24 protein-coding genes and 2 tRNA genes are annotated in these 25293 nt (G+C 69.8%); 11 read left to right on the forward strand and 15 right to left on the reverse strand.

Features of this window, described 5'->3' with window-relative positions; all coding sequences use genetic code 11:
- Positions 1 to 66: 66 nt before the first annotated feature.
- Positions 67 to 321: a cell division protein CrgA gene (crgA, locus tag DN069_RS14405; protein ID WP_111501366.1), complete on the forward strand. Its 255-nt coding sequence runs from the start codon at positions 67 to 69 to the stop codon at positions 319 to 321.
- A 212-nt stretch (positions 322 to 533) separates the two neighbouring features.
- Here crgA and DN069_RS14410 read toward each other — a convergent pair whose 3' ends face one another.
- Both DN069_RS14410 and DN069_RS14415 read right to left on the reverse strand, forming a co-directional pair.
- Positions 534 to 1397 carry a rhomboid family intramembrane serine protease gene (locus DN069_RS14410; protein ID WP_111501367.1) on the reverse strand — a complete coding sequence of 288 codons (864 nt, stop codon included), beginning with the start codon at positions 1395 to 1397 and terminating at the stop codon, positions 534 to 536.
- Positions 1398 to 1420: 23 nt separating this feature from the next.
- Complete coding sequence (locus DN069_RS14415; protein WP_111501368.1) at positions 1421 to 1945, reverse strand: peptidylprolyl isomerase; 525 nt, start codon at positions 1943 to 1945, stop codon at positions 1421 to 1423.
- Between the two features lie 216 nt (positions 1946 to 2161).
- Between DN069_RS14415 and DN069_RS14420 the strand changes: the two genes are divergently transcribed.
- A complete protein-coding gene (locus tag DN069_RS14420) occupies positions 2162 to 2917 on the forward strand; it encodes a DUF5324 family protein (protein ID WP_111501369.1) in 756 nt (251 codons plus the stop codon).
- Between the two features lie 71 nt (positions 2918 to 2988).
- Here the strand turns inward: DN069_RS14420 and DN069_RS14425 are convergent.
- From DN069_RS14425 to dnaA, 12 genes are all read right to left on the reverse strand, one after another.
- Positions 2989 to 3061: transfer RNA gene (locus DN069_RS14425), tRNA-Ala, on the reverse strand.
- Between the two features lie 58 nt (positions 3062 to 3119).
- Entirely contained in the window at positions 3120 to 3251 is a 132-nt protein-coding gene (locus tag DN069_RS41545) for a DLW-39 family protein (protein WP_218161989.1), read from the reverse strand.
- Between the two features lie 182 nt (positions 3252 to 3433).
- Entirely contained in the window at positions 3434 to 4024 is a 591-nt protein-coding gene (locus DN069_RS42395; RefSeq protein ID WP_279387900.1) for a LysM peptidoglycan-binding domain-containing protein, read from the reverse strand.
- 214 nt (positions 4025 to 4238) lie between these two features.
- Positions 4239 to 4315 (reverse strand) — tRNA-Ile (locus tag DN069_RS14435).
- A gap of 56 nt (positions 4316 to 4371) precedes the next feature.
- Positions 4372 to 5175: a DUF3566 domain-containing protein gene (locus DN069_RS14440; RefSeq protein ID WP_243639220.1), complete on the reverse strand. Its 804-nt coding sequence runs from the start codon at positions 5173 to 5175 to the stop codon at positions 4372 to 4374.
- A 172-nt stretch (positions 5176 to 5347) separates the two neighbouring features.
- Complete coding sequence (gyrA, locus tag DN069_RS14445; protein ID WP_424556285.1) at positions 5348 to 7978, reverse strand: DNA gyrase subunit A; 2631 nt, start codon at positions 7976 to 7978, stop codon at positions 5348 to 5350.
- Between the two features lie 49 nt (positions 7979 to 8027).
- Entirely contained in the window at positions 8028 to 10025 is a 1998-nt protein-coding gene (gyrB, locus tag DN069_RS14450) for a DNA topoisomerase (ATP-hydrolyzing) subunit B (RefSeq protein WP_207892155.1), read from the reverse strand.
- Between the two features lie 279 nt (positions 10026 to 10304).
- Positions 10305 to 10823, reverse strand: coding sequence for a DciA family protein (locus tag DN069_RS14455; RefSeq protein WP_111501371.1), 519 nt, complete (start codon positions 10821 to 10823; stop codon positions 10305 to 10307).
- 73 nt (positions 10824 to 10896) lie between these two features.
- Positions 10897 to 12027 carry a DNA replication/repair protein RecF gene (gene recF, locus DN069_RS14460; RefSeq protein WP_111501372.1) on the reverse strand — a complete coding sequence of 377 codons (1131 nt, stop codon included), beginning with the start codon at positions 12025 to 12027 and terminating at the stop codon, positions 10897 to 10899.
- 52 nt (positions 12028 to 12079) lie between these two features.
- The gene (gene gnd, locus DN069_RS14465; RefSeq protein ID WP_111501373.1) at positions 12080 to 12955 is read right to left on the reverse strand and encodes a phosphogluconate dehydrogenase (NAD(+)-dependent, decarboxylating); all 876 of its coding nucleotides are present in this window, start codon (positions 12953 to 12955) and stop codon (positions 12080 to 12082) included.
- Between the two features lie 159 nt (positions 12956 to 13114).
- On the reverse strand, positions 13115 to 14257 hold the full coding sequence (gene dnaN, locus DN069_RS14470) for a DNA polymerase III subunit beta (protein ID WP_111501374.1): 1143 nt from the start codon (positions 14255 to 14257) through the stop codon (positions 13115 to 13117).
- Positions 14258 to 15082: 825 nt separating this feature from the next.
- Entirely contained in the window at positions 15083 to 16912 is a 1830-nt protein-coding gene (gene dnaA / locus DN069_RS14475; RefSeq protein ID WP_111501375.1) for a chromosomal replication initiator protein DnaA, read from the reverse strand.
- Positions 16913 to 17285: 373 nt separating this feature from the next.
- Here dnaA and rpmH point away from each other — a divergent pair, with 373 nt between their 5' ends.
- The 9 genes from rpmH (at position 17286) to DN069_RS14520 (ending at position 23993) form a co-directional block, all read left to right on the forward strand.
- Positions 17286 to 17423, forward strand: a complete 138-nt coding sequence (gene rpmH, locus DN069_RS14480; RefSeq protein WP_030305394.1) for a 50S ribosomal protein L34 — start codon at positions 17286 to 17288, stop codon at positions 17421 to 17423.
- A 29-nt stretch (positions 17424 to 17452) separates the two neighbouring features.
- On the forward strand, positions 17453 to 17851 hold the full coding sequence (rnpA, locus tag DN069_RS14485) for a ribonuclease P protein component (RefSeq protein ID WP_111501376.1): 399 nt from the start codon (positions 17453 to 17455) through the stop codon (positions 17849 to 17851).
- Positions 17852 to 17856: 5 nt separating this feature from the next.
- Positions 17857 to 18177 (forward strand): membrane protein insertion efficiency factor YidD, encoded by a 321-nt coding sequence (gene yidD, locus DN069_RS14490; RefSeq protein ID WP_279387902.1) that lies wholly within the window; start codon positions 17857 to 17859, stop codon positions 18175 to 18177.
- A 3-nt stretch (positions 18178 to 18180) separates the two neighbouring features.
- Positions 18181 to 19263 (forward strand): membrane protein insertase YidC, encoded by a 1083-nt coding sequence (gene yidC, locus DN069_RS14495; protein WP_111501377.1) that lies wholly within the window; start codon positions 18181 to 18183, stop codon positions 19261 to 19263.
- Between the two features lie 47 nt (positions 19264 to 19310).
- Positions 19311 to 19832 (forward strand): Jag family protein, encoded by a 522-nt coding sequence (locus tag DN069_RS14500; protein WP_111501378.1) that lies wholly within the window; start codon positions 19311 to 19313, stop codon positions 19830 to 19832.
- Positions 19833 to 19972: 140 nt separating this feature from the next.
- Positions 19973 to 20716, forward strand: coding sequence for a 16S rRNA (guanine(527)-N(7))-methyltransferase RsmG (gene rsmG, locus DN069_RS14505; protein WP_111501379.1), 744 nt, complete (start codon positions 19973 to 19975; stop codon positions 20714 to 20716).
- Positions 20717 to 21037: 321 nt separating this feature from the next.
- A complete protein-coding gene (locus DN069_RS14510; protein ID WP_341538472.1) occupies positions 21038 to 22153 on the forward strand; it encodes a ParA family protein in 1116 nt (371 codons plus the stop codon).
- Positions 22150 to 23259: a ParB/RepB/Spo0J family partition protein gene (locus DN069_RS14515; RefSeq protein ID WP_111501381.1), complete on the forward strand. Its 1110-nt coding sequence runs from the start codon at positions 22150 to 22152 to the stop codon at positions 23257 to 23259. Before DN069_RS14510 ends, DN069_RS14515 begins: the two co-directional genes overlap by 4 nt.
- Positions 23260 to 23375: 116 nt before the next feature.
- On the forward strand, positions 23376 to 23993 hold the full coding sequence (locus DN069_RS14520; RefSeq protein ID WP_111501382.1) for a GNAT family N-acetyltransferase: 618 nt from the start codon (positions 23376 to 23378) through the stop codon (positions 23991 to 23993).
- A gap of 69 nt (positions 23994 to 24062) precedes the next feature.
- Here DN069_RS14520 and DN069_RS14525 read toward each other — a convergent pair whose 3' ends face one another.
- Positions 24063 to 25235 (reverse strand): N-acetylmuramoyl-L-alanine amidase, encoded by a 1173-nt coding sequence (locus tag DN069_RS14525; RefSeq protein ID WP_111501383.1) that lies wholly within the window; start codon positions 25233 to 25235, stop codon positions 24063 to 24065.
- Between the last annotated feature and the right edge of the window lie 58 nt (positions 25236 to 25293).

Raw genomic sequence — 25293 nt, forward strand, 5'->3', positions numbered from 1 at the left:
GGTACGCTGCCGCACCCCTGCCCACGCGCCCCTGCCGATCGGTCCACGTCCCCGGGAGCCCTACCAGTGCCGAAGTCACGCATCCGCAAGAAGTCGGATTACACCCCGCCGGCCACCGCCGCGACCGCGGTGAAGCTCAAGTCGGGCCGCGGCTTCGTGGCCCCGCTGATGCTCGGCCTGTTCCTGGTCGGCCTGGTCTGGATCGTCGTCTACTACGTGACGAACGCGCAGTGGCCCGTCGGCGCCATCGGCAACTGGAACATCCTGATCGGCTTCGCCTTCATCGCGGGCGGCTTCGGCGTTTCCACGCAGTGGAAGTAGCCGGCGACGCTTGTCCACACGACTTATCCACAGTGGGGAAAAACCCTGACTATCTGTGGATAACTCGAACGGGACAGTCCCCGGCCACGCCGCCGTCCTCCATGAAGCATGCAGGTGAACGCGCGTAGCGAAGGTCACAGCAGAGCGGCCCGCACGGTTGTGCGGGCCGCTCTGCACATCTTGTGGATAACTCGCCGGAGCTCAGCCGTCGATCAGGCGCCGATATGGACGGCCGCGTACAGGCTGACCCCCGCCACCAGCGCGGCCACCAGCGCCACCGCGGCCGCCTGCACCGTGTCCCGGCGCTTGGCCGGCGTCGCCGGGGCGTGCACGAAGCCGGCCGCCAGCAGCGCGCCGACCACCAGGCCCCCGATGTGCGCCTGCCAGGCGATGAAGCCCAGTGAGAAGGTCGCCACCAGGTTCACCACCAGCACCGCCAGGATCGGCCCCAGCGAGAAGCCGCGGTGCCGGTGGATGATCACCACCGCGCCCAGCAGCCCGAAGATCGCCCCGGACGCGCCGGCCACCACCAGCACCGGGTTGACCAGCATCAGCAGCGCCGAGCCGCCGAGCCCGGACAGCAGGTACAGCACCAGGTAGCGCAGCCGGCCGACTGCGGACTCGACGTAGGGGCCGAGGATCCACAGCGACCACATGTTCATCGCGATGTGCAGGATCCCGAAGCCGGACGGCTCGTGCAGGAACACCGAGGTGATCATCCGGTACCACTGGCCGCTCGCGGCGACCGCGTCGCCCTGCATGACCAGGCGGTAGAAGAAGCCGTCCCCGCCGGCGAAGGCGAGCAGCCACACCACCAGGTTCGCGCCGATCAGCCACCGGGTGACCAGTGCGCCGTCCGCCCGGGCCGGACCGCCGTAGTCGGTGCGTCCCGGCCGCTGCGGCGCCGTCCGGGGCGGGGCCACCCGGGGCGGCGGCACCGCGGCGGCCCCGTGCACGCACTCCAGGCACTGGAACCCCACAGCGGCGTCGACCCGGCACTCGGGGCAGACCGGCCGCTCGCACCGCGTGCAGCGCACACCCGTCTCCCGGCCCGGGTGGCGGTAGCAGTCCGTCATGGCGACGCCCCTCTCGCGACCTGTCAGCGACGGGTGATGTCCACCGACTCCAGCACGACCGGCTCGACCGGCCGGTCCCCCGGCGCGGTGGGCAGGGCCGCGATGGCGTCCACGACCTTCTTCGAGGCCTCGTCGGCGACCTCGCCGAAGATGGTGTGCTTGCGGTTGAGCCACGGGGTGGCGTCCACCGTGATGAAGAACTGGGAGCCGTTGGTGCCCGGACCGGCGTTGGCCATGGCCAGCAGGTAGGGGCGGTCGAAGGACAGCTCCGGGTGGATCTCGTCCTTGAACTGGTAGCCAGGGCCGCCGACGCCGCTGCCGAGCGGGTCGCCGCCCTGGATCATGAAGCCGGGGATCACGCGGTGGAAGACCGTGCCGTCGTACAGCCGCCCCGAGGAGACCTCACCCGTGCCCGGGTGCGTCCACTCGCGGCCGCCCTCCGCCAGCTCCACGAAGTTCGTCACCGTCTTGGGGGCGTGGAACGGGAAGAGCTTCAGCTCGATGTCCCCGTGGTTGGTGTGGAGGGTGGCGAACAGCTGCTGGGCCACGATGCGCCTTCCTGCCGGGTGCTCCCGGCTGTTCCGGGCCGGATCCTTGGGCGATCCGGACGAATGAATCCTCGCACGCCCTGTGCATCCGCTCGTAAAGGAGCAGGATGCGTAGGAGAAGAACCGCCGCTTTCAGCGCGCCGGGGGACGAATCAGGCGGCATGATCTTTCATTGGGTGATACGTGACGAAGAGGACGCCCGAGGAGGAGGTTCCGGTGAGCCGGATCGACACAGCCCGCGAGGCAGCCAGTCGCACCCGCGAGCAGCTCGCGCCATATGCGCAGAGCGCCAAGGACACTGCGGCCCAGTACGGCGGGGAGGCGTGGCAGAAGGTCGCCCCCGCCCTCGGATCCGCCGTGGACCAGGCCCGCCAGGCGGCGCAGAGCCGCGTACAGAGCCAGGTCGTACCGCTGTGGGAGAGAGGCCGCGGCAACGTGCCGCCGGCCGTGGACGAGGCCGTCGTCAAGGCCGCACGCCAGGCCGCCCAGCAGGCCAAGGTCGCCGCGAGGCAGGCCCGTGAGGCCGCCGAGCAGGCGCGCAGCATCGCGCAGGAACGGGTGCTGCCCGCGGCCGAGCAGGCCGCCCAGCAGGTCCACGATCGCTCCCTGGCAGCCCTTCCGGTGCTTCGCGGCCAGGTCTCCCTGGCCGAGGTCGAGGCGCTGACCGCCGCCCACGAACGCACCGCGCGCCGGGGCCACTGGGCCCGCCGCGGAGTCACCCTGCTGGCCCTGGGCGTGCTCGCCACCGGCGGCCTGGCCGCCTGGCGGTGGTACCGCCGGCAGAGCAACCCCGACTGGCTGGTCGAACCGCCGACGACGTCCATCCCGCTGCGCGACACCGCCGCCGGTGCCGGCGGCTCCAGCGCCAGCAGCGCCGTCAACGGCTCCCTGCCGCTGGACCCGGAGGTCGCCGCGAAGGAGGCCGAGCAGACCGAGAAGGCGGCGGGCAACGACGGCAAGAAGAAGCACTGAGGGAACGACGAAGGGCTCCGATCCTCCCCCAACCGAAGGCTGGGAGGATCGGAGCCCCTCACGCGTGACTGTGGAGCCTAGGGGAGTCGAACCCCTGACATCCGCCATGCAAAGACGGCGCTCTACCAACTGAGCTAAGGCCCCGCGAACTGCCGCGCACAAGCGTACCCGCTCGGCGCGGCAGGAAAGACCAGCTGTCAGCTCAGCGAGAACCGGCCGGGATCGGGTCCGTGGCCTCGGTCCACAGGTCCTGCTCGGCGCGGTCCGCCTGCACCTGGCGGTAGACGAAGTACCCGCCCAGAGCGACCAGAACAACCAGCAGAAGCTTCTTCACCGCGAGACCTCGACTTCCTCGATGACGTCCTTGCCGCGATGCTACACCCCATCAGCGGACACTCTGAGCGGTACAACGAGCGAACCCCGACTCGGTGACCGAATGGGCCCAGTGCCGGATTCCCGTGGCGCGAGGGGCACTTCTGGAGAGAGCCTGATGCGGGAAAGCGTTGCTGGCGGGGATCACCGGTGCAGGCGCAGAACCTCTCCGGGGCTGATCCGATCCGGGTCACCGCCGATGGTGTGCCGGTTGATTCCGAAGAGCGCGGGCCAGCCGCCGGCGACGTGTGTCGTGGCCGCGATGCCGGCCAGGGTGTCGCCGGGCCGAACCGTCCAGGTTCCACCGGGCTCGGCGCCTTGGCTTCCTTGCGCCGCGTGGTGCGGTCGGCCGACGTACTCGCCCCAGGCGCCGCAGACAGGCCACGGCTCCAGGCCACGCCGTGACGCGAGGTGGTCGGCGACGTCGATCTGCTGCTCCCGGTCGGCGAGATCGGCCCGGGGCGCGTACGCGAGACCACCGTTGGACCGCCAGGTCGACTGGTTGAACTGCAGCCCGCCGTAGTACCCGTTGCCGGTGTTGATCGCCCAGTCGCCGCCGCTCTCACAACGCGCGATCCTGTCCCAGTTCACTTCGCTCCTGCTCCCGTGAACGGCGCCCGCCCGCACGGAATCGGCGTGAGCCAACGGCGCGAAAGTGGCGAGCACAGCCAGCAGGCACAGCACGAGCTGCAGCAGCTTCAGGGACTTGACCGGCAGCGAGCGGGAGAGTGGCACGGGCACTCCAGACCTTCGACAACAGGGACACGGGCGCCGAAGCGCCGCTCTCCCAGCGATGCACTCCCGGAGCGGTGAAAAACAGACGACACGACCACAGGTCCCCCGCATGGACGCGCGACGTCACCCGCTCGCTGCAGACCCTCGGCGTGACGAAAGGGCGTACAGAACATCAAACGGCCACCTACACATATGTGTAGGTGGCCGTTCACGCTGGTGGGCCTAACAGGACTTGAACCTGTGGCCTCTTCCTTATCAGGGAAGCGCTCTAACCGTCTGAGCTATAGGCCCGCGCTGCGTTGCGTTAGAAGATTAGCGCACCACCAGCGATCTGCCCAAATCCGTACTCAGTCCTCCTCGGCGAGGGTCACCTCGACGCCTCCGGTCATGCCCGCGGCGGTGTTGTAGATGAACGAGCCGAGGGTGCACAGGGCCGTCAGCAACACCACGTCGACCACCGCGATGAGCAACGTGAAGAGGAAGACGTTGCCGAAGGAGAGGTACGACTGGAGGTCGAAACCGGAGGTGGTGTCGGTGCCCGTGGTGGCCTGCTTGAGGGTGCCGCCGACGGAGCTGAAGACGCCCGCGGCGTCCAGGACCATCCACAGCAGCGAGACGCCGACGATGGTGATCACGCCGAGCGCGATGGACAGCAGGAAGCTGACCTTCATCACCGTCCACGGGTCCGTGCGGACCACGCGCAGCCGGGCCCGGCGGGTGCGGCCGGACGGCGGGGCCGCGTTCGGGCCCGGACGGCGGCCGGGCAGGCCGCCGGGGCCGCCGGAGCCGCCGCTTTGGGGACGGCCGGCGACCGCGTCGGGCACGGGCGTGCCCCGCGGCGGGGTCGGCTGGCCCTTGGAGTAGGTGGTCGGCGTGGAGTAGCCGTCCTTGGCCGGCGCGCCGGCCGCAGGCGCGGCGGCGGGCGTCCCGGACGGGGACTTCGCGTCGGCGGCGGCGCGGGCCTGGGCCTGCTCGCCGTTGGCGCCGCCCTGGCGGCGACGCGGTGCCTGCTGGGCGCCGTCGGACCCGGCCCCCACCGCGGGCATCACCGACGTCGAGCCCGCGTCCCGTCCGCTGCCGGCGTTGCCGGCCGCACCGGGGGCGTTCTGCGCCCGGCCTGCGGCTCCCGCCGCTCCCGTGGGGTTCGTCACCGAAGGTCCTCCCGGATCCGCGCCGGGGCCGTCGGCCCCGGTGTTTCGTCACGCCGTACTCAACGCCAGATCGACCTGATCGTTCAAGGTGCAAGCAGTCGGCTGCCAGCATCCTGGCACGGGCTCCGGCGATCTGCACCGGAGCCCGTGCCAGGAGTGGAACCCGCGACCGCTACTCGGCCGAGGTCTCCGACCCGTCGGCGCCGTCAGCGCCCTCGGTGCCGTCGGTGACCTCGGTGCCGGGGGCGACGCCCTCGGCGCCGTCCTCGGCCTCGTCGCCCTCGTCCTCGGCAGCGGCCTCGGCGTTGCGGGCGATGCCGACGACCGCGTCCTTCTTGCTCAGGTTGATCAGTTGGACGCCCATCGTGTCACGCCCGGTTTCACGGACCTCCGCGACCCGCGTGCGGATCACTCCTCCGCCGAGGGTGATCGCCAGGATCTCGTCGGTGTCCTCGACGACCAGGGCGCCGACCAGCGAGCCACGGTCCTCGACGATCTTGGCGGCCTTGATGCCCAGACCGCCGCGGCCCTGGACGCGGTACTCCTCGACCTTGGTGCGCTTGGCGTAGCCGCCGTCCGTGGCCGTGAAGACGAACGTACCCGGGCGGATGACGGACATCGAGAGCAGCTCGTCGTCCTCGCGGAAACTCATGCCCTTCACACCCGAGGTGGCCCGGCCCATCGGCCGCAGCGCCTCGTCGGTGGCGGTGAAGCGGATCGACTGCGCCTTCTTGGAGATCAGCAGCAGGTCGTCCTCGGCGGAGACCAGCTCGGCGCCGATCAGCTCGTCGTCGCTGCCCTCCTCGTCCTGCCGCAGGTTGATCGCGATCAGGCCACCGGAACGCGGCGAGTCGTAGTCCTTCAGCGAGGTCTTCTTCACCAGGCCCGAGCGGGTCGCCAGCACCAGGTACGGGGCGGCCTCATAGGTGCGCACCGCCATGACCTGCGCGATCTGCTCGTCCGGCTGGAAGGCCAGCAGGTTGGCCACGTGCTGGCCGCGGGCGTCACGCCCGGCGTCGGGCAGCTCGTAGCCCTTGGCCCGGTAGACCCGGCCCTTGTTGGTGAAGAACAGGATCCAGTTGTGCGTGGTCGTCACGAAGAAGTGGTCGACGATGTCGTCCTGCTTCAGCTGCGCGCCGCGCACCCCCTTGCCGCCGCGCTTCTGCGAGCGGTACAGGTCGGAGCGGGTGCGCTTGACGTAGCCACCGCGGGTGATGGTGACGACGATGTCCTCTTCGGCGATCAGGTCCTCGACGGACATGTCGCCCTCGTAGGGGATCAGCGTCGAGCGCCGCTCGTCGCCGTACTTGTCGACGATCGCGGTGAGCTCCTCGGAGATGATCTCCCGCTGCCGGGACGGGGAGTCCAGGATCGCGTTGTACTCGCGGATCTTGGCCATCAGCTCGTCGTACTCGGCCGTGATCTTCTGGCGCTCCAGGGCGGCCAGGCGACGCAGCTGCATCTCCAGGATCGCGTTGGCCTGGATCTCGTCGATCTGCAGCAGCGCGATCAGGCCTGTGCGGGCAGCCTCGACCGTGTCCGAGCGGCGGATCGTCGCGATGACCTCGTCGATCGCGTCCAGCGCCTTGAGCAGACCGCGCAGGATGTGCGCGCGCTCCTCGGCCTTGCGCAGCCGGAACCGGGTGCGGCGGACGATCACGTCGACCTGGTGGTTGACCCAGTGCCGGATGAAGGCGTCCACCGACAGCGTGCGCGGCACGCCGTCGACCAGGGCCAGCATGTTGGCGCCGAAGTTGGTCTGCAGGTCGGTGTGCTTGTAGAGGTTGTTCAGCACGACCTTGGCGACCGCGTCGCGCTTGAGCACGACCACCAGACGCGTACCCGTCCGGGACGAGGACTCGTCGCGCACGTCGGCGATGCCGCCGATGCGGGCGTCCTTGACCAGGTCGGCGATCTTCAGCGCCAGGTTGTCCGGGTTCACCTGGTAGGGCAGCTCGGAGACGACCAGGCACTGGCGGCCGTGGATCTCCTCGACCTCCACCACCGCGCGCATCGTGATCGAGCCACGGCCGGTGCGGTAGGCGTCCTCGATGCCGCGGCGGCCCACGATCAGCGCGCCGGTCGGGAAGTCCGGGCCCTTGATCCGCTCGATCAGCGCCTCGAGCAGCTCCTCGTTGGAGGCTTCCGGGTTGCTCAGGTACCACAGGGCACCCGAGGCGACCTCGCGCAGGTTGTGCGGCGGGATGTTGGTCGCCATGCCGACGGCGATCCCCGTGGCGCCGTTGACCAGCAGGTTGGGGATCCGGGCCGGCAGGACCTGCGGCTCCTGCGAGCGGCCGTCGTAGTTGGGCGAGAAGTCGACGGTCTCCTCGTCGATGTCCCGCATCATCTCCATGGCCAGCGGCATCATGCGGCACTCGGTGTACCGCATGGCGGCAGCCGGGTCGTTGCCCGGGGAGCCGAAGTTGCCGTTGCCGTCCACCAGCGGCATCCGCATCGACCACGGCTGGGCGAGACGCACCAGGGTGTCGTAGATCGAGGTGTCGCCGTGCGGGTGGTAGTTACCCATGACGTCACCGACGACGCGGGCGCACTTGTAGTAGCCCTTGTCCGGGCGGTAGCCGCCGTCGTACATCGCGTAGAGCACGCGACGGTGGACTGGCTTGAGGCCGTCACGGACTTCGGGCAGGGCGCGCGCGACGATGACGCTCATCGCGTAGTCGAGATACGAGCGCTGCATCTCCGTCTCGAGCTCGACCTGCTCGATCCGGGTGGCCCCGCCGTTCTCCTGCGCCGGGATGGACTCCGGCTGCTCGCCCTCGGGGCGGTTGTCGTCGACCACGGGTGGTCAGTTTCCTTTCACTGCGGAACGCTTCGGCTGCCGGAGGGACTCAGACGTCCAGGAAGCGGACGTCCTTGGCATTGCGCTGGATGAAGGAGCGGCGGGCCTCGACGTCCTCGCCCATCAGGATCGAGAACAGGTCGTCCGCGCGGGCGGCATCCTCCATGGTGACCTGGGAGAGCAGGCGCACGTCGCGGTCCATGGTGGTGACGCGCAGCTCCTCGGCGTTCATCTCACCCAGACCCTTGAAGCGCTGGATCGCGTCGTCCTTGGGCAGCTTGCGGCCGGACTGGCGCCCGGCCTCCAGCGCGCCCTCCTTCTCCCGCTCGGTGTAGACGTACTCGACGTCGTCCCGGCCCCACTTGATCTTGTACAGCGGCGGGCGGGCCAGGAAGACGTGGCCGCCCTCGATCAACGGGCGCATGAAGCGGAAGAGCAGGGTGAGCAGCAGGGTGGAGATGTGCTGGCCGTCGACGTCGGCGTCCGCCATCAGGATGATCTTGTGATAGCGGAGCTTGGCAAGGTCGAAGTCGTCGTGGACGCCGGTGCCGAAGGCCGAGATCAGCGCCTGGACCTCGGTGTTCTGCAGCACCTTGTCGATGCGCGCCTTCTCGACGTTGAGGATCTTGCCTCGGATCGGCAGGATCGCCTGCACCCGCGGGTCACGGCCCTGCTTGGCCGAGCCGCCGGCGGAGTCACCCTCGACGATGAAGATCTCGCACTCGGTCGGGTCCTTGGACTGGCAGTCCGACAGCTTGCCCGGCAGCGAGGCCGACTCCAGCAGGCCCTTGCGGCGCGTCAGGTCGCGCACCTTGCGGGCGGCGACGCGGGCCGTGGCGGCGGTGATCGCCTTGCGGATGATGTCCGCGGCCTCGTTCGGGTTGCGGTCCAGCCAGTCGTTGAGGTGCTCGTGGACGACCTTCTGCACGAAGGTCTTCGCCTCGGTGTTGCCGAGCTTGGTCTTGGTCTGGCCCTCGAACTGCGGCTCGCCCAGCTTGACCGAGATGATCGCGGTCAGACCCTCGCGGATGTCCTCACCGGTGAGGTTGTCGTCCTTCTCGCGCAACAGCTTCTTGTCGCGCGCGTACCGGTTGACCAGACCCGTGAGCGCGGCCCGGAAGCCCTCCTCGTGGGTACCGCCCTCGTGGGTGTGGATCGTGTTCGCGAAGGAGTAGACGCCCTCGTTGTACGAGGTGTTCCACTGCATGGCGATCTCCACCGAGATCGTCTTGTCCTTGTCCTCCGCCTCGTAGTCGATGACGGTGGGGTGGATCACCTCGCCCTTGCGGGAGTTGAGGTACTTCACGAAGTCGGAGATGCCGCCCTCGTAGTGGTACCGCACCGCGTTCGGCTTGCCCTCGTCGTCCGTGTGGTCCGGACGCTCGTCGGTGAGCGTGATGGTCAGGCCCTTGTTGAGGAAGGCCATCTCCTGGAAGCGCCGCGAAAGGGTGTCGAAGGAGTACTCGGTGGTCTCGAAGATCTCCGGATCGGCCCAGAAGGTGACGGTGGTGCCCGTCTCCGAGGTCTCCTCGTGCTGGGCCAGCGGAGCCACCGGCACGCCGGTCTTGTACTCCTGCGACCAGCGGTAGCCGTCGGTCCGCACCTCGACCGCGAGGCGGTTCGACAGCGCGTTGACGACCGAGACGCCGACACCGTGCAGACCGCCGGAGACCGCGTAGCCGCCGCCGCCGAACTTGCCGCCGGCGTGCAGCACGGTCAGCACGACCTCGACGGCCGGCTTGCCGGTCGTCTTCTCCACGCCGACCGGGATGCCACGGCCGTTGTCGACGACACGGACGGCGCCGTCCGGCATGATCGTCACGTCGATCGTGTCGGCGTGACCGGCGAGGGCCTCGTCGACGGAGTTGTCGACGATCTCGTAGACGAGGTGGTGCAGGCCACGCTCACCGGTCGAGCCGATGTACATACCCGGGCGCTTGCGGACGGCCTCGAGCCCCTCCAGCACCTGGATGGCACTGGCGTCGTACGACTTCTCGTTGTTGCCGGACTCGTCTGGGGACTGGTTGGGGTTGCCGGACTCGGCCACGAAACGCCCTCTCTGGCACAGCGCGGGCCGTCCCGGCCCATGTGGGCGGGCCGGAGGCGGCCACGGCGTTACGACTCTCCACCGCGAGCGCTTCCGCTCCCGGTGGTGTTTGGGTTCCAGTCTACCGGTACGACTGACATAGATGGGGCTTTGCCGCCCTCTGAACGGCCCGTGCCGGACGTCAACCGGCGCCCGACATGTCCCCACACCCGCGAGGGGGGCGCAGAGCGCCCTGACGCCCGTTTCTCGGCTCGCACGCCGGGGAGGGCCCGGGAAGGCTCATCCCCAGGTGTCGCCGGGGCCCTTGCTACCGGGCGCGCGCAGCCGCCCGCGGTACCGCGCGGGGCCCGTCGCCGGCCCCTGGACCTTGATGAAGCGGACCGTGCCGTCGCCCAGGCCGCCGTTGAGCGTCTTGAGCAACTGCGGTGCCATCAAACGAAGTTGGGTGGCCCAGGCGGTCGAGCTGCAGCGCACCGAGAGCACCCGCTCGTCCTCGTCGAAGTGCTCCGGCTCGCAGTGGGCGGCGATGTCACGCCCCACGATCTCGGGCCAGCGCCCCATCACCCCACCGACCGCGGCGGGCGCCTCCCAGCCCCGCTCGGCGATCAGCCGACTGATCGCGCTGCCCAGCGGCTGAGGGTCACGACCATCCGCACGAGCGCCGGACCGCAGACCCGTCCGGCGGGCCTGCTTCTTCTGCGCGGTCGCCTCGCCGCGCTTCCGGGCCTGCTCCTTGGCGGCGCGCAGCGCGACCCGCGCGAGGTCGACACCGCTGAGCTCAGGAGTCTCCTCCGACATGCGCCGCCTCGCCTTTCACATCCACACCCTGTGGACAAGCCTTCAGGGTACGCGCCCCCGGGCCGTCGACAGGTCAGACGCGGGTCACTTCGCCGTTCAGCACCGAGTAGCGCGCGCCCTTCAGAGCCTCCGGGACGTCCTCCGGCACCGCCGCCGTGACCAGCACCTGCTCGCCGGTCACGACCCGCTCGGCCAGGCGTTCGCGCCGACGCGCATCCAGCTCCGCGAACACGTCGTCCAAGATCAACACGGGCTCGCCGCCGTCGGCCCGCAACAGGTCGTAGGAGGCGAGCCGCAGCGCCAGCGCGTACGACCAGCACTCACCGTGCGACGCGTACCCCTTGGCCGGCAGCTCGCCCAACCGCAGACCCAGCTCGTCACGGTGCGGACCCACCAGGGTGAGCCCGCGCTCCAGCTCCTGCTTGCGCGCCGCACCCAACGCCGCCATCAGCGCCGCGTACAGGGCCTCACGGCCGCCCGACAGCGGCACACCCTCGCCCATCGAGGAGCGGTACTCCAGCGTCGTCCCGCCCCCGCTCGGCGCCAACTCCTCGTAGGCCCCGGCGACCAGGGGCTGCAACGCAGCCACCAGATCCAGCCGCTGCGCCAGCAACTCCGCACCGGCACGCGCCAGATGGTCGTCCCACACGTCCAACGTCGACAGGTCCATCCCGCGACCCGCCCCCCGCCGCGCCTGCGCCGCGGACTTCAGCAGCGCGTTGCGCTGCTTCAACACCCGCTCGTAGTCCTGCCGCACACCCGCCAGCCGCGGCGTTCGCAAGGTCAGCAACTCGTCCAGGAAACGCCGCCGCTCACCCGGATCACCCTTGACCAGCGCCAGGTCCTCCGGCGCGAACAGCACCGTGCGCAGCAGCCCCAGCACGTCCCGCGGCCGCACGTTGTCACTGCGGTTGATCCGGGCCCGGTTCGCCTTGCCCGGATTCAGCTCCAGCTCGATCAGCGTCTGCCGCTCGTCCCGCACCACCAGCCCGCGCACCACCGCCCGCTGCGCGCCGTGCCGCACCAACGGCGCGTCGCCCGCCACGCGGTGGCTCCCCAGGGTCGCCAGATAGCCGACAGCCTCGACCAGGTTGGTCTTGCCCTGGCCGTTCGGACCGGTGAACGCGGTGACGCCCGGGTCGAGCGGAACCTCGACCCGGGCGTAACAGCGGAAGTCGGCCAGCGACAGATGCGCGACGTGCACAGCTTCCTTCGCAGGTTGTGGATAACTGCGGGGAAAACCCCGGGAGTTGGTACTACTTGGACTCGACCGCGTGGCCGCCGAACTCGTTGCGCAGCGCGGCGATCATCTTCATCTGCGGCGAGTCGTCCTGCCGCGAGGAGAAGCGGGCGAACAGCGAGGCGGTGATCGCCGGCAGCGGCACGGCGTGGTCGATCGCGGCCTCCACCGTCCAGCGGCCCTCACCCGAGTCGGCGGCGTAGCCCTTCAGCTTGCCCAGGTGCTGGTCCTTGTCCAGGGCGTCCACGGCCAGGTCCAGCAGCCAGGACCGGATGACCGTGCCCTCCTTCCAGGAGCGGAAGATCTCGCGGACGTTCTCCACGCTGTCCACGGCCTCCAGCAGCTCCCAGCCCTCGGCGTAGGCCTGCATCATGGCGTACTCGATGCCGTTGTGGACCATCTTGGCGAAGTGGCCCGCGCCGACCTTGCCCGCGTGCACGGAACCGAAGTCGCCCTCGGGCTTGAGCGCCTCGAAGATCGGCTGCACCTTGGCGATGTCGGCGTCCGAGCCGCCGTACATCAGGGCGTAGCCGTTCTGCAGGCCCCAGACACCGCCGGAGACGCCGCAGTCGACGAAGCCGATGCCCTTCGTCGCGAGCTCCGCGGCGTGCTTCTCGTCGTCCGTCCAGCGCGAGTTGCCGCCGTCCACGACGACGTCACCCGGCTCCAGCAGCTCGGCCAGCTCGTCCACGGTCGACTGCGTCGGCCCGCCGGCCGGGACCATCACCCACACGACGCGCGGCGCGGCGAGGGAGCCGACCAGCTCCTTGAGGCTCCCGACGTCGGACAGGGCGGGGTCACGGTCGTACCCGACGACGGTGTGGCCGGCGCGGCGGATGCGCTCGCGCATGTTGCCGCCCATCTTGCCGAGACCGATGAGTCCGAGCTGCATGATCAGTCCTTCGTTCCGTATCGACTGTCCGCGGCCCCGTTGCCGCACCAATGCACGAGCCTATCCCCGCACTACCTCCAGGGGCGCGGAGCTGTACCGATTTGCGGCCCTGCCGCGTGGGCGCGAGCGGCCCCGCGCCCCTGGTGGTGCAAGCGGGCGTCAGCCGGACAGGCGCACCGGCATGATCAGGTACTTGTAGGCCTCGTCCGCCTCCGCCTCCTGCGAAGGCTTGCCGCTCAGCAGGGCCGGCTTGGTCGCCGTCGTGAAGCTGAGCTGGGCCACCGGGGAGTCGATGGCCGAGAGGCCGTCGAGCAGGTAGGCCGGGTTGAAGGCGATCGAGATGTCGTCGCCCTCGAGGTCCGCGTCGATCCGCTCCGTCGCCTGCGCGTCGTCGCCGGAGCCGGCCTCCAGGGTGACCACGCCCTGCTCGAAGCTGAGCCGCACGGGGGTGTTCCGCTCGGCCACCAGGGAGACGCGCTTGACGGCGTCGACGAAGGCCTGGGTGGGCACCGTGCCGATCGCGGAGAACTCCGTCGGGAAGAGGGCCCGGAACTTCGGGAACTCGCCCTCCAGCAGCCGCGTGGTGGTCCGGCGGCCCGCGCCCTCGAAACCGATCAGGCCCTCGCCCTTGCCGCTGCCGGCCAGCGCGATGGAGACGTTGTCGCCCGCGCTGAGCGACTTCGCCGTGTCGAGCAGCGTCTTCGCCGGGACCAGGGCCACGGCCGACACGCCGGGCTGCTCCGGCTTCCACAGCAGGTCGCGCACGGCGAAGCGGTAGCGGTCGGTGGCGGCCAGGGTGACCCGGTCGTCCTCGATCTCCACGCGGACACCGGTCAGCACCGGGAGCGTGTCGTCGCGGCCGGCGGCGACGGCCACCTGGGCCACGGCCGCGGCGAAGGCGTCGCCCGGGACCACACCGGAGACGGTGGGCATCTGCGGCAGCGCGGGGTACTCGTCCACCGGCAGGGTGGGGAGTGTGAATCGCGAGCTGCCGCAGACGACGAGCACACGCACGCCGTCGGTGGAGATCTCCACAGGCCTGTTGGGAAGGGAGCGCGAGATGTCGGCCAGCAGACGGCCGGAGACCAGGACGGTGCCGGCCTCCTCCACGTCCGCCTCGGTCTCGACGCGCGCGGAGACCTCGTAGTCGAAGCCGGACAGGCTCAGACGGCCCGTTGCGCCGTCGCTCTCGGCCGACAGCAGCAGACCCGCCAGAACGGGCACCGGGGGCCTTGCGGGGAGGCTGCGCGCGGCCCAGGCCACCGCCTCCGCGAGGACGTCACGCTCGACCCGGAACTTCACCGGTAACCGCCTCCTGGGTGGATGTCGCTTGTTGTTCAGCTAGGTGTTCGTCTGAGGCGCGCATGGAGGCCCACGGGACGGGGCACGCTCCTGGTTGCCGAGGAACAGTCTGACGCATAGCACGGACAGCCGAGGCAGAAGGCCCCGAAGAGGCATCGAACGCGTGTCCCGGTCACCTTCTCCACAGATCTGAGCCCACCCTGCTTTTGGATCAAGACCGAGCTATATCTAGTGGGTAGTAGTAGTAGGGGTTGTGGAAACCGTGGATAACCCCTTCCTGCGCTGGTCGGGGCCCATTTTCTGTCCACATCGCCTGGGGATGCCCGCGGTGGAAAAACAGGTGCCCCTGTGGACGCAGCTCCCCTTGTGCACAGGCACCTTGGGTTGTCCCCAGGTTGTCCACCACTGTGTCCCCAGGTTTTCCCCCGGTTTCCCACAGCCCCTGTGGCAACATCACGTGACCCAATTCGCTCGGGCCGGTGAAATGCCCTTCCTGGTTGCCGTTCTGTGGACATTCTTGTGGAGAAGCGGCCCCACTCTGGGGATAACCGGGCCCTCCCTGGGGACAGCGCGTGGATAACTGTGGCGCCGTGTTGACGTTCGAGAAGTTCTCCACAGGGTGTGGAGGACGGCTGCCCACAGTTCCACAGGCACCTGAGCTGGGACGATCCTCCCAGAGCCGGGGCGCCTGTGGATCGGATCTGGATAACTCGGTTCTCCCCAGCGTGTGGACGGCCGGTCGGTCCGCGACTGTGGGCAAACGCCGGAGGGGCGCCCCCACCGGGGGCGCCCCTCCACAGAGTTGGCGTGTCACCGCGTCGAGCGTCAGCTCTTGATGCGGTTGGTCAGCTCGGTCACCTGGTTGTAGATGGCCCGGCGCTCCGCCATCATCGTGCGGATCTTGCGGTCCGCGTGCATGACGGTGGTGTGGTCGCGGCCGCCGAACGCGGCACCGATCTTCGGCAGGGAGAGGTCCGTCAGCTCCCGGCACAGGTACATGGCGATCTGGCGTGCCGTCACCAGCACCCGGCTGCGCGAGGAGCCGCACAGGTCGTCCACGCTCAGGCCGAAGTAGGCGGCCGTCTGCTGCATGATGACGCCGACGGTGATCTCCGGCCCGTCGTCCTCGCCGCCCGGCACCAGGTCCTTGAGCACGATCTCGGCCAACTGCAGGTCCACCGGCGCCCGGTTGAGGCTGGCGAAGGCGGTGACGCGGATCAGCGCGCCCTCCAACTCGCGGATGTTGCGCGAGATCTTGGAGGCGATGAACTCCAACACCTCGGCCGGCGCGTTCAGTTGCTCCTGGATCGCCTTCTTGCGCAGGATCGCGATACGGGTCTCCAGCTCTGGCGGCTGGACGTCCGTGGTCAGACCCCACTCGAACCGGTTGCGCAGCCGGTCCTCCAGCGTGACCAGCTGCTTGGGCGGCCGGTCGGAGGAGATCACGATCTGCTTGTTGGCGTTGTGCAGGGTGTTGAAGGTGTGGAAGAACTCCTCCTGCGTCGACTCCTTGCTCTGCAGGAACTGGATGTCGTCGACCAGCAGGATGTCCATGTCGCGGTAGCGCTGCCGGAAGCCGTCGCCCTTGTCGTCGCGGATCGAGTTGATGAACTCGTTGGTGAACTCCTCGGAGCTCACGTACCGCACCCGGGTGCCCGGGTAGAGGCTGCGGGCGTAGTGGCCGATGGCGTGCAGCAGGTGGGTCTTGCCCAGCCCGGACTCCCCGTAGATGAAGAGGGGGTTGTAGGCCTTGGCCGGGCTCTCCGCCACCGCGACCGCGGCCGCGTGGGCGAAGCGGTTGCTGGAGCCGATGACGAAGGTGTCGAAGAGGTACTTGGGGTTCAGCCGCGCGGCCGGCTCGTCCTTGCCACCGCCGACCGGGAGCGGGCTGCTGCCGCTGGACCCGGTGCCCGGTCGCGGCAGCAGCCGTCCGGCGGGCGGCTGCTCGGACTCGTTGGCCGGATGCGGAGCCGGGGCCGAGGCCTCCCGCAGCGCGGGCAGGGCGGACTGCCTCGCGGGCTCCGGGTGGACGGGCGCGGGCAGTTGGACCGGCAGCTGCGGCACGGCCCACTCGTCGCGGTAGGCGGGCTGCTGCGAGGCGGCGGGCTGCGACGGCGCCGCGGGTGGGGTCGAGGGCTGCGCCGGGGGTTGCGTCGAGGGCCGGGGGGCCGACTCGTTCGACGGGTACGACTCGCCCTGCTGGTACCCCTCGGGCGACGGGCCGGAGGGGTAGGGCTCGGTGAAGGGCTGGGCGTAGCCGTAACCGTGCTGCGCGGGGGCGTGCGGCTGCTGCGCGTGCTGCTGAGGCTGCTGCGGTCCCGGCTGGTAGGGCTGCTGCGGGAGGTGCGGAGCGGGGGGCGCCTGCTGGGGGGCGGGGGCGAAGCTGCCGGCGCTGGCGTCGACGACGACGGCGATCAGCACCTGGCGCTGGAACTCCTGCCCGAGCAGCTCGGTGATCTGCTGCACCAGCCGTCCCTCCAGCACGCCCTTGGCGTACTCGTTGGGGGCGGCCAGCAGGGCGGTGTGGGCCATCATCCCCATCGGGTGGGTCCGCTGGAGCCACTTCTTGTCCATGGACTCGACCGCCGGGTCGCTGGCCAGTCGCTCGACGACTCGCGTCCACGCGGAAGCGAGATCGTTTGTTGGGTCAGCCACTGGTGCACGCCTTCACTGGGGGCAGGAGTTCCATGGGAAAGTCTGTCAACGGTAGGCGGCCGAAGCGTCCCGGTTCAAGTTGTTGTCCACAGGGTGTGGGAAACGTGTCGCGGGCCCGTCGTCGCAGGCCTGGAGGCACCCGGGGAAGAGGGTCCGGAGAGGGGCTGGTTTGACCCGTCGGTGCCGTTCCGCGTACCGTAACGAGGTCGAGTTGTCGATGGCCGCTGCCGCATGCCCGCGGAGTCTCCGCAAAGAGGCGCGCAGCTCTGGGCGTCGTGGATCACCGTATCGAACGGGTTATGGGGATCGCGCGGACGCACGGTGACGGCCAAGGACGGTCCGGCCAACCCTTCGATTGACCTGGAGTTTCCCCGTGAGCAAGCGCACCTTCCAGCCGAACAACCGCCGTCGCGCGAAGACGCACGGCTTCCGCCTGCGGATGCGTACGCGCGCAGGCCGTGCGATCCTCGCCGCCCGTCGCGGCAAGGGCCGCTCGAGCCTGTCCGCCTGACCTACCGCCTGAAGCAGAGGTTGTAGGTCGTGCTGCCCTCCGAATCTCGGCTGAGGCGGCGCGAGGACTTCGCGACCGCGGTGCGGCGGGGCCGGAGAGTCGGCCGTCCGCTGCTCGTCGTGCACCTGTACACCGGTGGCGCGACCGCGGAGCCTGCAAACCCGCATAGCGCCGGGGGGAACTTTCTCCCGGCGCGTGCGGGTTTTGTTGTCAGTAAGGCCGTCGGTGTGGCGGTGGTCCGCAACCGCGTCAAGCGGAGGCTGCGCCATCTGGTGGCCGAACGTATCGGCGACCTGCCCGCAGGTAGCCTGATAGTGGTACGCGCGCTGCCCTCGGCCGCCGAGGCGCAGTACGCGGACCTGGCACGCGATCTGGACTCCGCGCTGCGCAAACTGAGCGCCTCATCGCCGACGGGAGCAGGGCAGTGACGTACCTGCTGTGGGTGGTGGTCGGCTTGGTCGGCCTCTTCGCCGGCAAGTACGTGCTGTTGGGGCTGATCAAGCTCTACCAGTGGACCATCAGCCCCATGCTGGGACCGGTGTGCCGCTACCACCCGTCCTGTTCCCGCTACGGCTTCGAGGCCATCAAGGTCCACGGTGCGATCAAGGGCACCGTACTCACCGCCTGGCGCATCCTGCGGTGCAACCCCTGGAGCCCCGGCGGCTTCGACTACGTCCCGGAACGAAAGCACCCGGTCTGGTACCGGCGTATTTTTCGCAAGCCGGTCCCCCCGACCACTGCCCAAGGAGTCTGACCCGTGGGGCCCTTCGACACAATCCTGAGCCCGCTGTACTACGTGGTCTCCTGGCTCATCATCACGTTCCACACCATGTTCAGCCAGGTCTTCCCGGCTGGCAGTGGTTGGGCCTGGGGACTTTCGATCGTTCTGCTGGTGCTCGTCGTCCGTGCGGCGATGATCCCGATCTTCACCAAGCAGATCAAGTCCATGCGGACGATGCAGGCGCTCCAGCCGAAGATGAAGGTCATCCAGGAGCGCTACAAGAACGACCGGCAGCGCCAGTCCGAAGAGATGATGAAGCTCTACAAGGACGCCGGCACCAACCCTGCTGCCAGCTGCCTTCCGATGCTCGTCCAGATCCCGATCGGCGCCGCACTCTACGGTGTGCTCCGTAACGTCGCGCAGGGTCACGCGGTGGGCGTCTTCACCCAGGCCGAGGTCGTCAGCGCGCAGCACGCGCACATCTTCGGTGCTGAGATCTCGCAGACCTTCTACGGGTCGGGTTCCACCACGGTCAAGATCGTGACCGCGATCTTCATCGCGCTGATGTGCGTCACGCAGTTCATGACCACGCGGCAGATCATGACCAAGAACGTGGACCTCACGGTCAAGACGCCGTACATGCAGCAGCAGAAGATGATGATGTACTTCCTGCCGCTGATCTACGTCTTCACCGGTCCGGCCATGCCGGTGGGTGTCCTCATCTACATGTTCACCACGAACATCTGGACCCTGGGCCAGCAGCTGGTGATCATCCGCAACAACCCGACGCCGGGCTCCATCGCGTGGAAGGAGCGCCAGGCGCGCCTGAAGGCGGCCGGCAAGCTCAACGCGGACGGCACCGAGATCAAGGGCATCGCCGCGCTCGTCAAGGGCGCCCAGCCGGTCGAGGACGCCGAGCCCGAGCCGGAGCCGGTGCGTCAGCAGCCGAAGCGGCAGTCCAAGGCGCAGCGCGCGTCCGGTGGCGGTCAGCAGCAGCGCGGCAAGGGCCAGCAGGGTGGGGGTGGCGGCACCAAGACCGCCCCGTCCCGTGGCCGGGCCACCGCCGGCGGTGGCAACCGCAACCAGGGCGGCGGCCAGTCGCCCAAGAAGAAGTCCTGACTCTCCCCCCACCTGTCTCCATCTGATTCACCGAAGGAGTCGATCCCGTGACGGACGGCACCGTGGCCCCTGAGGGCGCGTCCAAGAGCGAGCTGCTGGCCAGCCTGGAGCAGGAAGGCGAGATCGCTGCGGACTATCTGGAGGCGCTGCTCGACATCGCCGATCTCGACGGCGACATCGACATGGACGTCGAGGGCGACCGCGCCTCGGTCTCGATCATCGGTGAGGGTCCGGGTGCCACCCGTTCACTGAACCGCCTGGTCGGCCAGGACGGCGAGGTGCTGGAGGCGCTCCAGGAGCTGACCCGTCTGGCCGTGCACCGGGAGACCGGGGAGCGCAGCCGGTTGATGCTGGACATTGCCGGGTTCCGTGCCGGCAAGCGGACGGAGCTGGCGGAGCTGGGCGCGCGGGCGGCCAAGGACGTCAAGGCGTCGGGTGAGCCGGTGCGCCTGCGGGCGATGACGCCCTTCGAGCGCAAGGTGGTCCACGACGCGGTGGCGGCGGCCGGGCTGCGCAGCGAGTCGGAGGGCGAGGAGCCCCAGCGCCGGGTGGTCGTCCTGCCCGCCTGAGCGGGTCGAGTTCGGATTGTCCGGCCCCGTTCGCGGTGCGCGCTGTCGCGTGCCGTGGGCGGGGCCGTTCCCGGTTTTGAAGTGCGACGGCATGACACGACAGCCGAGTGCAGCGGCTGCTACAGAGGGAGTGGTGCGGCGTGGTCGAGGACCAGCCGGAGGAGTTTTCGACGGAGCTGGGGGAGACCCCGGCTGTCGCCTCGAAGCTCTTCGGTGACCGCCTGCCGTTGGCCGAGCGTTATGCGGAGCTGCTCGCCGACGCGGGGGTCAAGCGTGGCTTGATCGGTCCGCGGGAGGTGCCGCGTCTGTGGGAGCGGCACATTCTCAACTGCGCGGTGCTGGGTGAGGCGCTGCCGGAGCGGCCGGCCCCGTTGTCGCTGTGCGATGTGGGTTCGGGTGCCGGTCTGCCGGGCATCCCGGTGGCGCTGGCCCGTCCGGACGTGGAGATCACCCTGCTGGAGCCCTTGCTGCGGCGGACGAACTTCCTGGAGGAGGTCGTCCGGGAGCTGCGGCTGTCGAACGTGACGGTGGTGCGCGGCCGGGCGGAGGAGATGATCGGCAAGCTCCAGGTGGACGTGGTGACCGCGCGCGCGGTGGCGCCGTTGGACCGGCTGGCCGGCTGGGGGCTGCCGCTGCTGCGTCCGTACGGGCAGATGCTGGCGCTGAAGGGCGACTCGGCGGAGCAGGAGGTGGCCGAGCACCGGGCCGCGCTGCAGAAGCTGGGCGCGGAGGAGTGGTCGGTGGAGATTGTGGGCGCCTCGGTGGTCGCGACGCCGACGCACGTGGTGCGGGTGCAGGTGGGTGAGAGTCCGGGCGGTGTGAAGGCGGCGGCGCGTCGCGCCAAGGCGGCCCGTGCCGCGCGTCCGCGTCGCGGGCGGCGCTGAGTCGCCCCCCCCTTTTTTTCAAGATCGCTAACTGTTCCACGTGAAGCAGTTAGCGATCTTGGTTTTTGGGTGGCCCGACGCGACGGAGTGTCGGAGCGTCAGATTTGCCCCAAAAGGGGCATCGTGGTGCTCGTGAAACGTCGATCCTTGCTCTCCGGCATCCTCAGCCGAAGCCGTGAGGCCGCTCTCCGTCCACGTCCTGCCCGTCCTTCGAGTGAAGATCTGTCACTCACGCGATTCGATCGTCCCCAACTGCCTCCCCTCTCCTGCCCGCTGCGCGAAAATGCTGGGGACAGCCCGGAGTCCCAGGGGGGCGCAGCCATGTCCTATGAGCATCCCGTCATCGAGCAGCCTGTCGCCGAGCCGCTCCCGGCGCCGCGCACGCCCGAGCCCGTTGTCCAACCGGCCGGGGTGCATGAAACACTGGCCGACATGCAGGACTCCGATACTCCGCCGCTCGCCGACGACACCCCCATCGCGCGTGCCGCGCAGGCCGCCGTCACCGCGATGGCGCGGGTCGGGGACCCTCTGCCGCGTCCCGCGCAGACGCGCGTCATGGTGGTCGCGAACCAGAAGGGCGGCGTCGGGAAGACCACCACTACGGTCAACCTCGCCGCCTCGCTCGCGCTGCACGGCGCCCGCGTCCTGGTCATCGACCTCGACCCGCAGGGCAACGCCTCCACCGCGCTCGGCATCGACCACCACGCCGAGGTGCCGTCCATCTACGACGTGCTGGTCGAGGGCAAGCCGCTGGCGGACGTGGTGCAGCCGGTGATCGACGTCGAGGGCCTCTTCTGCTGCCCCGCCACCATCGACCTGGCCGGCGCCGAGATCGAGCTCGTCTCGCTGGTCGCCCGGGAGAGCCGGCTGCAGCGCGCCATCGCCGCCTACGAGCAGCCGCTGGACTACATCCTGATCGACTGCCCGCCTTCACTGGGTCTGCTGACGGTCAACGCGATGGTCGCCGGGCGCGAGGTGCTGATCCCGATCCAGTGCGAGTACTACGCGCTGGAGGGCCTCGGGCAGCTGCTGCGGAACGTGGACCTGGTCCGCGCGCACCTCAACCCGGAGCTGCACGTCTCCACGATCCTGCTCACCATGTACGATGCGCGCACCCGGCTCGCCTCCCAGGTCGCCGAGGAGGTGCGCAACCACTTCACCAGTGAGGTGCTGCGCACCAGCATTCCGCGCTCGGTCCGGGTCTCCGAGGCGCCCAGCTACGGGCAGACGGTGCTGACCTACGACCCGGGTTCCAGCGGCGCGCTCTCCTACCTGGAGGCCGCCCGGGAGATCGCGCTCCGCGGCGCCGAGGCGGACGCGGCCGCCGAGGCCGGCTACGCCACCGGCGGCTCGCCGGGTGTCCACGCCCAGCGGCCCCACGGCGTCGAGCAGCACAGCACGGACCAGCAGCACAGCACGATGGAGGGGAACCGGTGAGCGAGCGTCGTAGGGGTCTGGGTCGTGGTCTGGGGGCGTTGATCCCCGCCGCCGCCTCGCCGGTGGGTCCACAGGTCGCCCCGGGCGGCGGCGCTCCGGTGGGGGCCAACCCCGAGCGCGGTATCGCCGCGGTCAAGGTCGCCGGCCTGAACGGCGCCGGCGCGGCGTCCATTCCGGTGCGGACTCTCGACGCCGAACCGCAGGCGGCCGCCGACGCCGGGAACCCGGATCTGAAGCCGGTCGAGGGCGCGTTCTTCGCCGAGCTGCCGGTGCAGACGATCACCCCGAACCCGCGGCAGCCGCGTGAGGTCTTCGACCCCGAGGCGCTGGCCGAACTGGTCACCTCCATCAAGGAGGTCGGCCTGCTCCAGCCGATCGTCGTCCGGCAGGTCGGCCCGGAGCGCTACGAGCTGATCATGGGAGAGCGCCGCTGGCGCGCGAGCCAGGAGGCCGGCCTCGAGGTCATCCCCGCGATCGTCCGCTCCACGGACGACGACAAGATGCTGCTCGACGCGCTGCTGGAGAACCTGCACCGCGCTCAGCTGAACCCGCTCGAAGAAGCGGCCGCCTACGAGCAGCTGATGTACGACTTCTCCTGCTCCCAGGGCGAGCTGGCCGACCGGATCGGCCGGTCCCGTGGCCACGTGAGCAACACGCTGCGGCTACTCAAGCTCTCGCCGTTCATGCAGCGCCGGCTGGCGGCGGGCGAGTTCTCCGCCGGCCATGCCCGGGTGCTGCTGGGCGTGGAGGACGAGGAGCAGCGCGAGCGGCTGGCGGAGCGCATCTCCCCCGAGGGTCTCTCGGTGCGCAACCTGGAGGAGATCGTCACGCTGCTGGCTCGGGAGGGGAAGACCCGCAAGGCGCCGACCCCGCGCGCGGGGCGACGGATCTCGCCCGCGTTCGCCACACTCGCCAACCGGCTGTCGGATCGCTTCGACACCCGGGTGAAGGTCGAGATGGGCAAGGACCGCGGAAAGATCGTCGTCGAGTTCGCCTCGGTCGAGGACCTGGACCGGATCCTCGGCTCCTTCGCTCCGGGCGAGGGCGAGCGTCTGCGGCAGGGGCTGGTCGGCGACGGCGGCCACGCGGAGCCGATCGAGGAGTAGGCATCGGGGCTTCCCCGTGAAGCCCTGGTCCCGAAGCCCCCACGTTCCAGAACGTGGGGGCTTTCGTATGCCCGGGAGTCCGCGTGTCCGGGCGCCCGGCCGCTTATCGTGGAGGCATGGGACGCAGGTTGGTACCGCTGACGCTGGACTCGCTCGCGGATCTGCCGCTGCCCTGCAGAGCCTGCGTCTTCTGGGAGCTGGACCCGGTCAGCGGTGAGGCCGCGATCAAGGACGGGCGGCCGGAGTTGGAGAAGGAGTCCTGGATCTCCGCCGTGCTGCTGGAGTGGGGCTCCTGCGGGCGGATCGCCTATGTCGACGACGTGCCGGTCGGCTTCGTCCTCTACGCCCCGCCGGCCTACGTGCCGCGCTCGCTGGCGTTCCCGACGAGCCCGATCTCCTCGGACGCGGTGCAGTTGATGACCTCGCGGGTGCTGCCGACCTATCAGGGGCAGGGCATCGGACGGACCTTGGTGCAGACGGTCGCCAAGGATCTGGTGCGGCGCGGCTTCAAGGCGATCGAGGCCTTCGGCGACACGAAGGTGGAGGACGCGCACTGCGTGCTGCCGGCGGACCATCTGCTGGCGGTGGGCTTCAAGACGGTCCGCCCGCACCACCGTTATCCGCGGCTGCGGCTCGAGGTGCGCTCGGCGCTCTCGTGGAAGGGCGAGATGGAGGTCGCCCTGGAGCGCCTCCTGGGTGCTGTGCAGAAGGAACCGTCACTGCGGCCGCTGTGAAACAGAACCATGATCACCAATTGCTTCACGTGAAACAGTTAATGATCATGGCGGCTGGTTGCTGGCGACTCAGGCGTGGGCGAGCGGGAGGCGCAGGACGCCCGTCGGGGAGTCGTCCTCCGGCGGGAGGTAGAGGCGCTGGACCGCCACCGCGATCGCCTCGACCGCCTGGGCGCGGAGCTCCGTGGAGTTCAGTCGCACGGCGTCCCGGGGGTGGGTCAGGTAGCCCAGCTCCAGTCGGACGCACGGCATCGTGGTGCCGCGCAGCATGGTCCAGGTGCGCGCATGGCTGCGCAGGTCCCCCAGTCCGCAGCGGACCACGAGCTCGCGCTGTGCCAGTCCCGCGAACTGCTTGCCGGTGTGGGACCAGCGGCCCCGGCTGTCGTCGCCGTAGTAGTAGCTGGCGACGCCGCCGACGGAGGGGTTGGGGTGGCCCTCCAGGTGCAGCGAGATCATCAGGTCCGCGCCGGTGCGGTTGGCGAAGCGGATCCGCTCGGCCTCGTCGGGCGCGGTGTCGGCGGTCCGGGTCAGGTAGGTGCGCACGCCCAGCGCCGTCAGTCGGCCTTCCAGTCGGCCGGTGACGTCCCAGACGATCTCGGCCTCGGTGGCGCCGTTCGCCTGCAGGCCGGGATCGGCGCCGCCGTGCCCGGGGTCGATCACGACGACCTTGCCGGAGAGGGCGGGGCCGGAGTGGCGCAGCATCTCGGTCTCCCGCATCACGTGCGGGGCGCCGCCGACGACGGTGCGCGAGAGGCGTTCCAGCACCACGAAGGTGGTGGGGCCGAGGGTGCAGTCCGGGTAGAGGCCCATGTTCCGCTGGAACTCGCCGACGGCCTGGGCGGTGGCCGGGCCGTAGATGCCGTCCACGCGCCCGGGGGTGAAGCCCATGTCGAGCAGGCGCTGCTGGAGCTGGGCGACGTCGTCGCCGACCTGCATGCTGCTGGGCAGGTAGTTGAGCACCCGGTCGCCGAGGCGCCAGCGCGCCTCGTTGAGGTGGCGGTAGGTCTCCGGGCCGACGATGCCGTCCGCGGTGAGGCCGCGCTGTTGCTGGAAGTGGCGCACGGCGGCGTCCACCCCTGGGTCGAACAGGGCCTCGGCGGAGGGGATGTGGCGACCCGGGCGCGTCGCGGGCGGCTCGGGCAGCAGCCCGAGCAGGGTCAGTTTGAAGCGGATCTCGGCGACGGCGGGACCGGTGTCCCCGAGCTTCCAGGAGTACGCGTGGGACAGGCGCTGCTGGGACATAGGCAAGATCGTACGCCGCGGGCCCCGGGTTTCTGTGAAACCCGGGGCCCGAAGTGAG

Source organism: Streptacidiphilus pinicola, assembly GCF_003258295.1.
In the GTDB taxonomy this organism is placed as follows: Bacteria; Actinomycetota; Actinomycetes; order Streptomycetales; family Streptomycetaceae; genus Streptacidiphilus; species Streptacidiphilus pinicola.

Coding starts and splice junctions, on each gene's coding strand:
- DN069_RS14410 (WP_111501367.1), bottom strand. CDS start 1,397: ATGACGGACTGCTACCGCCACCCGGGCCGGGAGACGGGTGTGCGCTGC.
- DN069_RS14455 (WP_111501371.1), bottom strand. CDS start 10,823: ATGTCGGAGGAGACTCCTGAGCTCAGCGGTGTCGACCTCGCGCGGGTC.
- gnd (WP_111501373.1), bottom strand. CDS start 12,955: ATGCAGCTCGGACTCATCGGTCTCGGCAAGATGGGCGGCAACATGCGC.
- DN069_RS14510 (WP_341538472.1), top strand. CDS start 21,038: ATGTCCTATGAGCATCCCGTCATCGAGCAGCCTGTCGCCGAGCCGCTC.
- DN069_RS14520 (WP_111501382.1), top strand. CDS start 23,376: ATGGGACGCAGGTTGGTACCGCTGACGCTGGACTCGCTCGCGGATCTG.
- DN069_RS14525 (WP_111501383.1), bottom strand. CDS start 25,235: ATGTCCCAGCAGCGCCTGTCCCACGCGTACTCCTGGAAGCTCGGGGAC.